Here is a 14,807-nt window from a genome sequence, read left to right as displayed (position 1 = left end):
ACGCGCATCGGGCCGGAATGACAAGCGGCGGGGCTGTGTGGCCGTGCTGTGCCGGGCCGGATGGGGAATGCGGGGTTGTCGGCAGTCTTATCGGTGCGCGGCTTCTTGAAAAGTGTCCCGCCTGCGTGCTAGGCTGGGAGATGCGCCCGCGGGCGGACGATGGTGTCCGCGCCGGAGCGTATGGAGGACGAGCCATGTTCATTGCCCGTATGCTGATGTTGTGTGTGCTTGCGCTGGGCCTGTGTGCCATGCCTGCCGGTGGGCTGTTTCCGCATGCAGGGGCGGCGGTTGCCGCCGAGGCATTGTTCACAAAAACCGGTATGCCTTACGGGCAGGGAGCAGGACAGGCGGGTGAGGCTGACCGCCCGGACCACCTGACGGGCAGGATATCCGAAGACAGCCCGCGTGTGACACCGGTGGTGCGGGCCGTGCGCAAGGTGGCTCCCGCCGTGGTGAACATAACCACGCAGCGGGTGGTGGAGCGCAACGTGCAGCCCTTTGGCGGGTTGTTTCAGGACGAGCTGCTGAGGGAGTTCATGGGGTTTGGCGGGCCGCGCAGGCAGGTGCAGCAGAGCCTTGGCTCCGGGGTTATCATCGACAGCGCAAAGCAGCTTGTGCTGACCAACGCCCATGTCATAGAGGGCGCAACTGCGGTGCGGGTGCTCTTGCAGGACGGGCGTTCCTTTGAAACCGAGCTTGTGGGGTCTGACCCGGATTTTGACCTTGCCGTGCTGCGGCTTAAAGGGGCTGACAATCTGCCGGAAACGCCCATGGGCGATTCCGGCGACATTATGCCCGGTGAGACGGTGATTGCCATAGGCAACCCCTTCGGGTTCGGCCATACGGTCACCACGGGCGTGGTTTCTGCGCTGAACCGCTCCATCCGCACGGAGCAGGGCGTGTTCACCGACTTCATACAAACCGATGCCGCCATCAACCCCGGCAACAGCGGCGGGCCGCTCATTAATATAGAAGGCGAACTCATAGGCATAAACACGGCCATTTACGAGCGGGCAGAGGGCATAGGCTTTGCCATTCCCATTAGCAAGGCGCGTCGTGCCGTGGCGGAGTTGCTGGATACGGGCAGCGTTTCTCCGGTGTGGATAGGGGTTTCCGGGCAGAATCTGGACCAGCGCACGGCGTCGTGGCTGGGCATGAAGACGCCGCAGGGCATGCTGGTGACGGAGGTGTATGCGCGTACTCCGGCGCAGGCGGCGGGCGTGCGGCCCGGTGATGTGTTTGTGACGCTGAACGGCGTGGAGGTGGAGGACAAGGACCATTACCTGCAACTGCTGCGCAACCATACGCAGGGCGAGCTTGTCCGGCTGGAAATGCTGCGGGACGGCAAGTCCGCGCGGCTGAACCTGCGTGTGGAGGCACTTGCCCCGGACGTGGCGAAGAGCCTTGCGGAGCAGCGATGGGGGTTTTCCGTGGAGGCAGACCCTGCCGGCCTGATGGTGCGCACCGTGCGTGCGGGCGGCCCCGCAGCCCAACTGGGCCTGCAGCAGGGCGACATCATCGTCAAGATAGGCGGGCTGCACATGGAGAGCTTTGGGAATTACCTGTACGCCTTTACGAGGCACCGTATGGATTCCACCCTGCTCATGCTGGTGGCGCGGCAGGGCAGAGGGTATTATGTGCGGATGAGAATATGATACATGGCAGTAGCTTGGCTGAATAACCCGGCCGAAGTGCCCCAAAGTGCCCGTAAATATGGCTGATAATACGCTTCAAGTCTTGACACCCGCTTGGCTGGCAGCTATCTGCAAAATCGATGAGTCTAATGTCCCCGAATCCCGGTATCCTCCGGCGGACGGGACACACATTTAGAAGGCTTCTGTGCGGAGCCACAATAAACTTGGAGGAATACCATGGGTTGGAACGTAACTGTTGACAGCGACAAGTGTACCGGCGACGGCGAATGCGTGGACGTATGCCCCGTTGAAGTTTATGAACTGCAGGAAGGCAAGGCTGTTCCCGTGAACGAAGAAGAGTGCCTTGGCTGCGAATCCTGCATCGAAGTGTGCGAATCTGACGCTATCACCATCGAAGAAGTGTAAGCATCTTTCGTAATCATCTGTTACGAACAAGATTCTGAGCCGGACGGCGGGAAAGCCTTTCCCGTCGTCCGTTTTCGCTATCTGGCGCATGGCGGGCGTATGTCTGCCGCATGGCTGGCCCATGGGACGCACGGCAGGCTCATGCGCCGGAACACGCTCCGCACGGCGGCGTTTGCAGGCCCGTATGGCGTTTGCCCCTTGCCAGCGCGGAGAATCATCACTATTCATTTGCACGGCGTTGGGCTGCGGGCGGCTCTGCCCGCCGATGTTTCCAAGGAATTTCCCGCCTGTTCACGGGGGTGCCGGGCAGGATGATACCGGCCCGTCTGTCCGCCCACGGTGCGGAACAGGCGAGGTGCAGGGCGGGGATAGACAGGCAAGGAGCGTGTGAATGATTCCGGATTTTTCCGATATTTTTTCCAGATACGAGGCGTTGGTGGCCGAGGTGGACGTTCTGTTCGACCGCGTTGCCGCGCAGCATCCCGAATGCGTAACCTGTGAAAAGGGATGCAGCGACTGTTGCCACGCCCTCTTTGACCTGACCCTTGTGGAAGCCATGTACCTGAACGCCCGCTTCCGCGAAAATTTTGGGGACGGCCCTGTGCGGTCTTCCATTGTCACCCGTGCCAACGAGGCGGACCGCAGGTCGTACAAGCTGAAGCGGCAGGCGTATAAGGACTCGCAGGCGGGGGTGGACACCCGGACCATTCTGGAGAACATGGCGCGCCAGCGGCTGCGCTGTCCGCTGCTGGGAACGGATGAGCAGTGCGAGATGTATGCGCACCGTCCCATAACCTGCCGCCTGTACGGCATTCCCACAGCCATAGGGGGCAAGGCCCACACCTGCGGCAAGGCGAATTTTGCCAAGGGAGTGGCCTATCCCACCGTGCATATGGACAAGATTCAGGACAGGCTCATCGCGCTCAGTCAGGAGATTGCGGACCGCGTGAACTCCCGGTTCAAGGAACTTTCCGGCGTGTTTGTGCCTGTCTCCATGGCTTTGCTTACCGTGTATGATGCCCAGTATCTGGGTATTCCCACTCCCAAGAAGGAATCACGCAAATGAGCATTTCGGCTTCCATGTACCGAGACGGTTCCGACCGTCCCCTTACACCGGCGGAAGAGGAACAGAAGCGCGTCATTTACGAGAAGATGTCTCCCCGGCGGCGCAAGTTTATTGACCGCATAGGCTACGAGAAGTGGGATCCGTTTCAGAAGCCCAACGATCCTATGGAACTGCGCATGGATATTTCCAAGCGCACCACGCAGCAGCTGGTGCGTGAATTTTTGCAGAACCATAAAGGCGAATACAGTAACGATTACGGGCGCGGCGCGCTGGAAACCGCTGTCGGGCTGGTAAACAAAGACGAGAAGTTCCGGGGTATCTTCGACTTCTGCGTCTGGTACTATAATCTTTTGCTTGAAGAGGGGTATGTTGACTATGAAAGCTAGCTACAACGATATTGATGAATACATTGCCGATCTGCGCGCCGCCATTGAGCAGAACACCGAATGCGCCAACCATCATTACAATCTTGGTGTAGCCCTGCTTTCCAAACGCGACTTTGAAGGCGCGGAGGCATCGTTTCTGGAGACTCTGCGCAATTCCAACCGCTTTGCCGAAGCCTATGTTCAGCTTGGCGGCATATGCCTGCACCGCGGCGACATGGACGGCTGCCTGCGCTACAATCAGGAAGCGGCCCAGTGCCGCGCCAAGTTCCCCGTTCCGTGGGCGAACATGGCCTTTGTGCACCTGCAGCGCGGCGAAGCGGAAGAGGCCCTGAAATGTGCCAAGAAGGCCCTGAAATGGGATCCTGAGTTCGTGCAGGCCCAGGCCACCTACGCCAGCGCCCTGTACATGCTGGGCGAGCTGGATGAAAGCGAGAAGGTGAGCATGAAGTCCATTGCCAAGTATCCCTCCTTTGCGCCCGCCTATAACAATCTGGCCCTTGTGGCGCTGGAGCGCGGCGACCATGCCGATGCCATCCGCAACGTGGACAAGGCCATTGAACTGGGCTTTGACGTGGACCCCAATTTCCTTGAAGAACTGGCCCCCTACCGCCAGTAGACGCATAAAGGCATATTCACACAGACGGCAAGGCCGGTCGGAGCAATCCGGCCGGCTTTTTTTTATCCGGTCATTCCAAGGGATGTGCAGTGCCCGGAGCGCAGACGCAGAAAGGCCCGCCTTGCGGCGGGCCCCCTGTGGTGGTGTTGTTGCAGCAGAGTGGTTGGGTCTACTTGATGAACAGCATTTCCTGATAGCTGGGCAGGTTCCACAGGTCGTCTGCCACCACGCCTTCCAGCGCGTCGGCAAAGCTGCGGACTTCCAGCATCTTGGGAAGAACGGTGTTGCACATATACTTGGCTTCTTCCAGAACGTCGTCGGAAGAATGGCCGAGCAGGGCTTCCAGTTCGTTGGCAGCCTTCTGCATGCCGCGCAGCTTATCCGTGAGGTCGTCCAGCGAGACCATGACGCAATCCTTGCCGATGGCGCGCAGGTTGGCGCAGGTTTCTGCAAGCTGGCTCTGGTAGCGAACCGCGCCGGGGAAGATCATGGTGCGGGACATTTTGATGACCAGCTGGGCCTCGGTCATGATGGTCTTCACGTACTGCTCAAGGTAGATGCTCTGGCGGCTTTCCAGCTCGCGCTTGGAGAACACGTTGTACTTGGTGAACAGGTCCACCACTTCCTTGCTGGTGAGCACGGGCAGGGCTTCCGGGGTGGTGCGCATGTTGGCGAGGCCGCGCTTTTCCACGGCTTCCTTGTGCCATGCCTCGGAGTAACCGTCGCCGTTGAAGATGACGGCCTCGTGCTTCTTCACGATGTCCTGCAGAAGCTTGGAGACGCACTCATTAAGGTTGGACAGGTCGGCCTTTACGCACTTGTCCAGCTCGGTGGCGATGTAGTCCAGCGATTCTGCCATCATGGAGTTAAGGGCAACCTGCGGACCGGCGATGGACATGTTGGAACCCACGGCGCGGAATTCGAACCGGTTGCCGGTGAAGGCGAAGGGGCTGGTGCGGTTACGGTCGCCTGCGTCCATGGGCAGGGGGGGCAGGGTGTCTACGCCAACGCGCAGTTCGTCCTTGACCTTGCAGGACTTGGCGCAGCCCTTCTTGAGCTGCTCGAAGATGTCTGCCAGCTGCTCGCCGAGGTACACCGACATGATGGCGGGCGGAGCTTCGTTGGCACCGAGGCGATGGTCGTTGCTTGCGGAGGCAACGGTGGCACGCAGCAGCGGGCCGTACTTGTGCACGGCGCGGATGGCGGCGGCGCAGAACACCAGGAACTGCATGTTCTCGTGCGGGGTGTCGCCGGGATCGAACAGGCTGCCCAGGCTGGCGTTGCCGATGGAGTAGTTAACATGCTTGCCGGAGCCGTTAATGCCCGCAAAGGGCTTTTCGTGCAGCAGGCACACCATGCCGTAGCGCAGGGCCACTTCCTTGAGGGTGGTCATCACCATCTGGTTGTGGTCGGTGGCAAGGTTGGAATTTTCGTAGATGGGAGCGATTTCAAACTGGCCGGGAGCCACTTCGTTGTGGCGGGTCTTTACGGGCACGCCCAGCTTGTACAGTTCGCGCTCCACTTCCATCATGAAGGACAGCACGCGCGGCGGAATGGCGCCGAAGTAGTGGTCTTCCATCTCCTGACCCTTGGCGGAAGGCGCGCCGAAGAGGGTGCGGCCTGCAAGCTGCAGGTCGGGACGGTTGAGCACAAAGTTGCGGTCCACGAGGAAGTATTCCTGCTCGGGGCCTGCGTAGGACTGCACACGCTCATCGGACGCCTTGCCGAAGAACTTGAGCACGCGCTGCGCCTGCGTGTTCAGGGCCTGCTGGGAACGCAGCAGGGGGGTTTTCTTGTCCAGCGCCTCTCCGGTCCAGGAGACGAAAGCGGTGGGAATGCACAGGGTGGTGCCGTTGGGGTTTTCCCGGATGTAGGCGGGGTTGGTCACGTCCCATGCGGTGTAGCCGCGTGCTTCGAAGGTGCTGCGCAGGCCGCCGCTGGGGAAGCTGGAGGCATCCGGCTCGCCCTGAATGAGCAGCTTGCCCGAAAATTCGGCAATGGCGCCGCCCTTGCCGTCCGGGGTGAGGAAGCCGTCGTGCTTTTCGGCGGTCATGCCGGTGAGGGGATAGAAAACGTGGGTGTAGTGGGTGGCACCCTTGGATACGGCCCAGTCCTTCATGGCGTTGGCAACGGTTTCTGCGATGGAGGGGTCCATCTGCTCGCCTTTGTCCATAGTGCGCTTGAGGGTTTTGTACACGTTCTTGGGCAGACGTTCCTTCATGACCTTGTCGCTGAACACGTTGCAGCCAAAGAGGTCGGTGGGCTTTTCTTCCATGAAGTTCAGGGGCTTTTCGGTTGCCCTGAAGTTGTTGACGGCGGTGATGGCGTTCAGCCGGGCCTGGGATCCGCTCATGTTTACAGCTCCTTGCAGAAGTTTGTTAACTCCCCGGAAAGGGATTTTGTTCCTATGACCAGCCCTGGGCGGGCTCCCTGCCAATGAAAAATCAGTTCCGGCCCGGTGGTTGCGGCGTGGCCGCCAACGGTTCAGGCGTGTTTCTGAAGAATAGCACGTTCAGTGCCAGTGCTTGTATGTCGGCACGTTAGCAGCATTGATTCTCCATTGCCACAGTTTTTCAATGCTTAAATTTACAAAAAAAGCAAAAAACAGCAGGTGGACCCCTGTCTGTATGTGCCAAAATTGTAAAAATTGGATAAAGCGCGCATGGGGCGAGCCTTTTTGTACTGACAAATTTGTAATATGGAGAGGCGGCACAGGGTGCGGCCTACGAAAAACGTGGCCGGAGAGTGCAGGATGGGGGGCATATGCGATGACTCCAGCAGCTCCGGAGAAGTGAATTGCACGACGGAAGGCTAATGGAATGGGGCGGCATGCCGATAAGGGGGATGGAGTTGCCGCAGAGAGGTTGATGCGGCAGCGGTGTGCGGGGTTGTTATGGCCTCAGGCATGCAAGGAGATGAGCAGATGAACGGCATTCAGGCTGGATATGGCGCAGATGCGTATGGGTTCGGGCAACTGTTCGGGCTTTCGCGCGGGGCTGCGGGTGGTTCCGGTTCCCTGATGGGGAACGGGCGCGTTTCTGTTGCTGCCCGGCAGGGCGAAGATGTGTCTGCGGTGTTTGCCGCGGACGTGGTTTCGCGCATCACGCCGCCAGACACTGAGCGTTTGCAGGGCCCGGAGGCCCTTGCAGGCTTTGGGGAAGACGAGCAGGGGCTTGCCGGGGCGTTGCAGCGCACGGTGGAGCATGTGCAGGAGCGCTACGGGAAGGAAGCTGCCACGGCGGTGATGGGCATGATGTACAGCCGCATTGCCGAGGGTGGTGTGACCGAAGATTCGCTGGGCAAGGGATTGCTGGACAGCGTGCGGTTTATTGACCGCAATTTCGGTATGGCCGAGGGCGATGCCTTTATGGCCGAGCTGAACGGCGACCTGAACGAGCAGATGAATGCCTATTTCGACAACGGGCTGAGCGAGCGATTTTTTGCCGCTACGCCGGGAACGGCCTCGATATCGCAATCCTTTTCCACCGCCCTTGCCACGGTTGCCAAGGAAGCCGGGCAGGACACGGCGGACGGGATTCTGGCCCTGCTGGAGCCGGCCATGGCGGATACGGAGAACCCGCTTGAGGCGCTGAAGGCGGCGCTTTCCGAAGCGGACGGGATGCTGGGCGAAGAGCATGCCGGGCTTTCGTTCACCGGCCTGCTGGCGCAGAATGTGGCGCAGGGCGAGGCCGCTCTTGCCCCCAAGGTGGGAACGCTGCTGGACCTGACGGTGTAGCGTCGCTGCGGAAAAGTCTGTGTAGCGTCGCTGCTGAAAGGTCGATGTAGCGTTGCTGGTGATTTGCGCCGCAAGCAAAAATCTTAAATTTGTTGTACTTTCAAATAAGACGGGCCGCCGGAGCAATTCCGGCGGCCCGTCATGTTTACAAGATTAGAGGATGGGCAGATAGCGCTTGATCTCGTACTCCGAAACATGGGTGCGGTATTCGTCCCATTCTATGAGCTTGTTGCCCACAACGTTACGGTGCAGGTGGTCGCCGAGAATGGTCTTCATGAGCGCAGAGCCTTTGAGAAGCATGGCGGCTTCGTACAGTGAACCGGGCAGGGAATCTATTCCCTTGGCGGTAAGGTTTTCGCTCTCCATGGCGAAGATGTTTTCTTCTACCGCGGCGGGCAGTGCGTAGCTCTTTTCTATGCCTTCCAGCCCTGCGCCGAGCATGACGGCAAAGGCGAGATAGGGGTTTGCGGCAGGGTCGGGGCTGCGCAGCTCTATGCGGGTGGCGGCTTCCTTGCCGGGTTTGTACATGGGCACCCGGATAAGGGCGGAGCGGTTGCGCTGTGCCCACGCGATATAGACCGGGGCCTCATAGCCCGGCACAAGCCGCTTGTAGGAGTTTACCCACTGGTTGGTGATGCAGGTGAATTCCTTGGCGTGGCGCAGAAGACCTGCGATGTAGGCGCGGGCGTCGCCGGAAAGGTGGTGCGGGTCGTTGGCATCGAAGAAGGCGTTTTTGCCGTTCTTAAACAGCGACTGGTGCACATGCATGCCTGAGCCGTTTTCGCCGAATATGGGCTTGGGCATGAAGCTGGCGTAGCAGCCGTGCTTGCGGGCAATCTCCTTGACCACAACCTTGTAGGTCATGGCGATGTCGGCCATTTTCAGGGCTTCGTTGTAGCGCAGGTCTATTTCGTGCTGCGAGGGAGCCACCTCGTGGTGCGAGTATTCCACGGGAATGCCCATGCGTTCCAGCGCGAAGATGATTTCGCGGCGCACGTCGTTGCCGAGGTCGAGCGGGGGGGCGTCGAAGTAGCCGCCCGAATCAAGCGGCTGCGGGCAGGAGGAACTGGCGAAAAGGAAGAACTCCAGTTCCGGACCTACATAATATGTGTAGCCCTTCTGGGCGGCGCGTTCCACATGCTTGCGCAGAATATAGCGGGGGTCGCCCTCATAGGGGGTGCCGTCCGGGCTTTTTATGTCGCAGAACATGCGGGCCACGGGGCGTTCCAGCGGGCGCCATGCGCATATCTGGAAGGTGGTGGCGTCCGGGAAGGCGACCATGTCCGATTCCTCAATGCGGGTGAAGCCCAGAATGGAGGAGCCGTCGAAACCCATGCCCTCTTCGAAGGCGGCTTCCAGTTCGCTGGGGGTTACCTGAAAGCTTTTCAGGGTGCCCAGAATGTCCACGAACCAGAACTGGACGAAGCTGACATTGTATTCCTTCACAGCCTTGATGACATCGTCACCGTTTTTGCAGTTGAACACCGGATAGTTGTTCATCCTCCGTACCTCCATGCTTGAATATTGCGTGCGGTTCCTTGGGGCTGACCGCTGTGGCGACACCGGACCGCTGTCTATGGCAGTCATCGGCAAATTATCACGATATTGTGAAAAGAGGCAAGGGCGGGTCGAAAAAGACTCTGCGCCGTCGCCGTGTCAGCATTTTCATGGGCCGCATCTGCGGCTTTTTTGTTGTACCACCTGCAATCGGCATTGCAAGGTCAGATTGTGTCATTTTTCAACAAAAATGTAGGATGGCGAGAGGTTGCATGCTGTTTGTGCAATGCATGGTTAGCAGGGGAGAAAAGTGCGCTATGCAGGCGCGGATACTCTTTTGTAAATAAAATCCTGATATTATGCGGCGATAAGTGTTCACTGACTTCGGCATGATCTTTGTAATGGGCGGAACATCGTGTGGCTGCGCTGAGCGAGCGCACACGGCAGATTATCATATCATGAGAGAGGAAGAAGCAATGAACAAGATGTCTCGCCGTCAGATGTTGACCGCGCTCGGGGGTGCCGTTGTGGGTGGCGCCCTTGTTTCCGCCGTGCCCGGTGTTTCGCCCGTGCCCGCCCATGCCGCGTCCGGTTTTCCCGCCGTGGAGATGTGGACTCCGCACAAGCTGGACCCGAAGGAATGTGCGCCTGTGGCGTATGAAGGGTACTGGAACAAGGGGCTGGGCTGCGGTTATGGCGCGTTCTACAGTATTGTAGGTGTGATGGGCGAAAAGTACGGCGCGCCCTACAATCAGTTTCCGCACCATATGCTGGAAGTGGGCAAGGGCGGCATCTCCGACTGGGGCACCATCTGCGGGGCCCTGCTGGGCGCTGCATCCGCCTTTGCGCTGTTCTGGGGACGCAAGGAGCGCGATGCCATGGTGACCGAACTGTTCCGCTGGTATGAGAAGACCGCCTTCCCCATCTATAACCCCGGTGCGGACGGGCGTGTTGTCGGGCCCCTGCCCACCAGCGTTGCCGGGTCTGTGCTGTGCCATGTTTCGGTTTCCAAGTGGTCGTTCGAAACCGGGATTGATGCCAACTCCAAGACCCGCTCCGAACGCTGCGGACGCCTGACCGCAGACGTTGCCGCCAAGGCTATCGAGATTATGAACGCGAAGATTGACGGCAGCTTCAAGGCCGCTTTTGCCACACCGGAATCCGTAGCCTACTGTGGCTCGTGCCATGATGAAGGCATGCAGTCGCCCATAGTCAAGGGCATTCAGGACTGTACGCCCTGTCACTCCGGGTCCAAGCACGTGATGGATAAGTTCAAGAACCATCCGTAGCCGGTTGCATGCGTCCCCGCACAGGAACGTTTTAAACAGCCGTTTGGCCGGAGACGGGCTGCATAAACGCAGTGCCGTCCATGAAACAGCCCCCGGAACGCTTTATTCTGAGCGTTCCGGGGGCGTTGCCGTTACCGGAAAGCGGAGGTTTGACGAGATACCGCCAACCATATACAGAACGTGAGCGGATGCTCGGCAGGGTAGGACAGTGCGCAGGCGCTTTGCGGAGCAGCTTTTTGCAGGTGCGGCGGCGGAGCCTGAATGATGCCTGAGGCATGCGCAGGCAGTGAAGATGAAGAGCTGAGGCAGTGCAGAAGCTGCCCGGGCAGTGTGCAGACAGTGCGGGGAAGGGCGGAGCAGAGATGGTAAGACGAATTCTTGTCGCGCTTGCGGCGGCGGTTATGCTCTCACAGGGGGTGGCCCTGTACGGTCTTGCCGGTCTGCCGGAACTGGCGGGCGTGCTCGGCGTCAGCTTTGTGCTGCTGGTCCTTGTGCCGCGCCGGGGGGCGGCGGTGAGCGTGGTTGGCTCCTTTTTTATCGCCACCCTGCTGGTGTGGGGCATGATCAGCGGTTTGGGCCTGTACGACAAGAGCTGTTACCGCCCGGACCAGATGCTGGTGACGTACGACATAGGTCTGGACGGGCAGCGGCATGTGCCTAACGCCAGTGTGACCATGGTGCAGCCCTTCGGGGACATGGGAGCCATGAGCGCGGATGCGGCTGTGCCGCGCGTGCCGCGCGAGGTGTTATTCCGCACCGATGCGCTGGGGTTCCGCAACGATGCGGACCTTGCCCGTGAAGATGTGATACTCATAGGCGATTCCTTCATTCAAGGCAGCGGCAACACGCAGGAAGACACCCTTGCCGCCGTGCTGCGCAGCGACTACGGTATTCCGAGCTACGCCATGGGCGCGCCGGGAGATCTGGTGGACTATGTGGCCCGCGCCAAGGCCCATGCCGCCAATCATCAGGCCCCGGTGCTGGTTTTTTTGTTTGAAGGCAACGATTTTGCCCGCTATGACGGCAAGGTGCGCCGTCTGCCGGAACGCTATGTGCGGCGTATGCATGCCACGGATATAGGCAAGTTCTTCCGTCTGCAGATGGCCCGCTTCAAGGATACGGAAGAGGCGGCTCACGTGCGGGTTATGCCCATGCAGGGGCAACCGATGGCGTTTTACGGCCCCTATGTGGAAGAGACCAGACGGGAGCAGAGCAAGGCCGGGCCAAGGTTTGAGCCGCTGGTGCAGTCGCTAGCCGGGCTGGCGGACGCGGTGTTTTTCATCCCCGCAAAGTACAGGGTGTATGCACCGCTCATGGGGGCGGCACCGCTGCCCGAAGCGGACTGGCTGCTGCTGAAGAACGCCTGTGACGCGGCGGGTATTCCCTGCCACAACCTGACCGAACCCATGCGTGAAGCCGCCGCAGCCCTGTGGACGGAATCGGGCCGGTTGCTCTGGTGGCCGGACGATACCCACTGGAACCGAAACGGCGTTGATGTTGCCGCCCGCGTGGTGGCAGACGTGCTGAACGATATGGCCCGCTGAACCGGAGGAACGCATGACCGAACACCGCACCGTTGCCGCAGGATTCATTCCCGCGCGCATTACCAAAGAGCAGGCCAAGGACACCGGCATGGCCATGGTGCTCATCTGCCTGATTGTGGGGCTTTTCGGCCTGTGGCAGTATGCCTTTGCCGCAGCAACGGCGCTGCTGGTGGTGACGATGACGTGGCCCCCGGCCTTTACGCCCGTGGCCAAGGTGTGGCTGGGGTTTTCGCACCTGCTGGGGACGGTTATGTCCAAGGTGCTGCTCAGCCTCGTGTTTGTGGCCGTGGTGGTGCCGGTGGCCATGCTGCGGCGGGCCATGGGCAAAGACAGTCTGGCCCTGCGGCAGTGGAAAAAGGATACCGGAACCGCCTTTGCGGTGCGCGACCACACCTACACGCCGCGTGATATTGAGATGCCGTTCTAGCGACCCGCCTGCGCGGTTCGCCATACTCACAGCAAGGATGCGACATGGATTTTCTGACTGACCTCTGGGGCTTCATGAAGGAACGTAAAAAGTTCTGGCTGCTGCCGCTCATTGCGGTGCTTCTGCTGTTCGGCGTGCTTATTGTGCTGACCAGCGGCTCTGCCATAGCCCCTTTCATTTATACCGTGTTTTAGCAGGTGCACCGGCCCGCCTTTTCCGGCCCCCCGCCGGACGGGAGGCGGGAGCGGGCAGGCCTGTATCCGTGCAGGAAACGACAGCCTTCAGGGAGAACCCCGTGGCAGAGTATATTCTGGGAATATCCGCCTTTTATCACGATTCCGCCGCTGCCTTGCTGCGTGACGGCGTGGTGGTTGCCGCCGCGCAGGAAGAACGCTTTACCCGCAGGAAGCATGACCCGGATTTTCCTGCGCAGGCAGTGCGGTATGTGCTGGGCGAGGCGGGCATAGAGCTTGGTGATCTTTCCGCCATTGCCTTTTATGACAAGCCCTACCTGAAGTTTGAACGGCTGCTGGAAACCTACCACGCCTTTGCGCCGCAGGGGCTGACCAGCTTTCTTTCCGCCATTCCCGTGTGGATTAAGGAAAAGCTGTTCATGCGGCGCATGCTCACCGAAGAACTGAACAAGGTGGGCAGGTACAAGGGGCGGAACAAGCCCCGGCTGCTTTTCCCGGAACACCATCTTTCGCACGCCGCCAGTGCCTTCTATCCTTCGCCCTTTGAGCATGCCGCCATCCTGACCATTGACGGCGTGGGTGAGTGGGCCACCACCACCATATCCACGGGGTGCGGCAAGGATATCACCGTGCAGCGCGAGCTGCGTTTTCCCCATTCGGTGGGGCTGCTCTATTCCGCCTTTACCGCGTATTGCGGCTTTAAGGTGAACAGCGGCGAATACAAGCTCATGGGTCTTGCCCCCTACGGCAACCCGCAGAGCGAGCATGTGGCCCGCTGGAAGAAGCAGATACTGGACGAGGTGGCGGACGTGCGCGAAGACGGTTCGCTGCTGCTGAACATGGATTATTTCAACTACGCCACGGGCCTGACCATGTGTCGCAACGAGCGCTGGGAGGCGCTGTTCGGCCTGCCGCCGCGTCCTGCCGAATCGGCCATCTCACAGGAATACATGGATATGGCCCTTGCCATCCAGCAGGTGACGGAAGAGATCGTGTTCCGTCTTGCCCGCACGGCAAAGGAACTGACAGGTGCCGAGAACCTGTGCATGGCAGGCGGGGTGGCGTTGAACTGCGTTGCCAACGGCAAGCTGCTCCGCGAGGGCATGTTCCGCGACATATGGATTCAGCCTGCTGCGGGCGATGCCGGCGGCGCACTGGGTGCGGCCCTTGCCGCGTACCATATCTGGCAGGGCAACGCGCGGGTTCCGCTGGAGCGGGATGAGGCGGATGCCATGCGCGGGGCGTATCTGGGGCCGGAATTCACCCGCCGGGACGTGCTGCGGGTGGCCGGGCGGTTTGACGCTCCCTGCACCCAGTACGACGATGCCGGGGAACTGTGTTCCGAAGTTGCGGCACTGCTGGCGCAGGGCAACGTGGTGGGGTGGTTTCAGGGGCGCATGGAATATGGTCCGCGTGCGCTGGGCAACCGTTCCATTCTGGGGGATCCACGGCACCCCGAGATGCAGAAGAAGCTGAACCTGAAGATCAAGTATCGCGAGGGGTTCCGGCCTTTTGCGCCTTCCGTGCTGGAAGAGGCCATTCCCGAGTATTTTGAGCTGGACCGTCCCTCGCCCTACATGCTGCTGGTGGCGCAGGTGGCAGAGGCGCGCTGCAACCCCCTGCCGGAAAACTACGACAGCCTGCCCATGTATGACAGGCTGTATGTACAGCGGTCCGATATTCCCGCCGTGACGCATGTGGACAATTCTGCCCGTATCCAGTCCGTGAGCAGGCGCACCAATCCGCGCTACTGGCAGCTTATCGATACCTTCCGCCGTGAGCAGGGATGCGGGCTGGTGGTGAATACCAGCTTTAACGTGCGCGGTGAGCCTATAGTGTGTACGCCACGGGATGCCTACACCTGCTTTATGCGCACGGAGATGGACGTGCTGGTCATGGGCGACTGCCTGTTCCGCAAGGAGCAGCAGCCCGCATGGACCGAGCAGGCGGACTGGCGCGACGAGTTTGAACTGGACTAGCGGCTGATACGCT

13 protein-coding genes are annotated in these 14,807 nt (G+C 60.1%); 11 read left to right on the top strand and 2 right to left on the bottom strand.

The genetic code is table 11. The features are described from left to right. The first annotated feature begins 194 nt into the window (after positions 1-194). From HUV26_RS05815 to HUV26_RS05795, 5 genes are all read left to right on the top strand, one after another. Positions 195-1,655 (top strand): trypsin-like peptidase domain-containing protein, encoded by a 1,461-nt coding sequence (locus HUV26_RS05815; protein WP_243451286.1) that lies wholly within the window; start codon positions 195-197, stop codon positions 1,653-1,655. 216 nt (positions 1,656-1,871) lie between these two features. Next, a complete protein-coding gene (locus tag HUV26_RS05810) occupies positions 1,872-2,060 on the top strand; it encodes a ferredoxin (protein ID WP_174409172.1) in 189 nt (62 codons plus the stop codon). Between the two features lie 391 nt (positions 2,061-2,451). Then, positions 2,452-3,126, top strand: coding sequence for a YkgJ family cysteine cluster protein (locus HUV26_RS05805; protein ID WP_174409171.1), 675 nt, complete (start codon positions 2,452-2,454; stop codon positions 3,124-3,126). Further along, on the top strand, positions 3,123-3,512 hold the full coding sequence (locus tag HUV26_RS05800) for a hypothetical protein (RefSeq protein WP_174409170.1): 390 nt from the start codon (positions 3,123-3,125) through the stop codon (positions 3,510-3,512). Before HUV26_RS05805 ends, HUV26_RS05800 begins: the two co-directional genes overlap by 4 nt. Next, positions 3,502-4,128, top strand: a complete 627-nt coding sequence (locus HUV26_RS05795) for a tetratricopeptide repeat protein (protein ID WP_174409169.1) — start codon at positions 3,502-3,504, stop codon at positions 4,126-4,128. Before HUV26_RS05800 ends, HUV26_RS05795 begins: the two co-directional genes overlap by 11 nt. Positions 4,129-4,297: 169 nt before the next feature. On the opposite strand, the gene HUV26_RS05790 is transcribed toward HUV26_RS05795, so the two are convergent. Further along, positions 4,298-6,481 carry a glutamine synthetase III family protein gene (locus HUV26_RS05790; RefSeq protein WP_174409168.1) on the bottom strand — a complete coding sequence of 728 codons (2,184 nt, stop codon included), beginning with the start codon at positions 6,479-6,481 and terminating at the stop codon, positions 4,298-4,300. Between the two features lie 570 nt (positions 6,482-7,051). Between HUV26_RS05790 and HUV26_RS05785 the strand changes: the two genes are divergently transcribed. Beyond that, entirely contained in the window at positions 7,052-7,864 is an 813-nt protein-coding gene (locus HUV26_RS05785; protein ID WP_174409167.1) for a hypothetical protein, read from the top strand. A gap of 153 nt (positions 7,865-8,017) precedes the next feature. On the opposite strand, the gene HUV26_RS05780 is transcribed toward HUV26_RS05785, so the two are convergent. After that, entirely contained in the window at positions 8,018-9,364 is a 1,347-nt protein-coding gene (locus tag HUV26_RS05780; RefSeq protein WP_174409166.1) for a glutamine synthetase family protein, read from the bottom strand. A gap of 473 nt (positions 9,365-9,837) precedes the next feature. Here HUV26_RS05780 and HUV26_RS05775 point away from each other — a divergent pair, with 473 nt between their 5' ends. The 5 genes from HUV26_RS05775 to HUV26_RS05755 all read left to right on the top strand — a co-directional run bounded on the left by HUV26_RS05775 (position 9,838) and on the right by HUV26_RS05755 (position 14,794). Then, the gene (locus HUV26_RS05775) at positions 9,838-10,650 is read left to right on the top strand and encodes a split-Soret cytochrome c (RefSeq protein WP_174409165.1); all 813 of its coding nucleotides are present in this window, start codon (positions 9,838-9,840) and stop codon (positions 10,648-10,650) included. Positions 10,651-11,012: 362 nt separating this feature from the next. Next, positions 11,013-12,194, top strand: coding sequence for an SGNH/GDSL hydrolase family protein (locus HUV26_RS05770; RefSeq protein WP_174409164.1), 1,182 nt, complete (start codon positions 11,013-11,015; stop codon positions 12,192-12,194). A gap of 13 nt (positions 12,195-12,207) precedes the next feature. Then, entirely contained in the window at positions 12,208-12,621 is a 414-nt protein-coding gene (locus HUV26_RS05765; protein WP_174409163.1) for an SxtJ family membrane protein, read from the top strand. A gap of 44 nt (positions 12,622-12,665) precedes the next feature. Next, entirely contained in the window at positions 12,666-12,815 is a 150-nt protein-coding gene (locus HUV26_RS05760; protein WP_174409162.1) for a DUF5989 family protein, read from the top strand. A 101-nt stretch (positions 12,816-12,916) separates the two neighbouring features. After that, on the top strand, positions 12,917-14,794 hold the full coding sequence (locus HUV26_RS05755) for a carbamoyltransferase family protein (protein ID WP_174409161.1): 1,878 nt from the start codon (positions 12,917-12,919) through the stop codon (positions 14,792-14,794). Positions 14,795-14,807: the final 13 nt, after the last annotated feature.

It is taken from the genome of Desulfovibrio psychrotolerans (assembly GCF_013340305.1).
Classification (GTDB): domain Bacteria; phylum Desulfobacterota; class Desulfovibrionia; order Desulfovibrionales; family Desulfovibrionaceae; genus Halodesulfovibrio; species Halodesulfovibrio psychrotolerans.
Note: the sequence above shows the minus strand (reverse complement) of the source record. Positions and strands in the feature narration are given on the sequence as shown.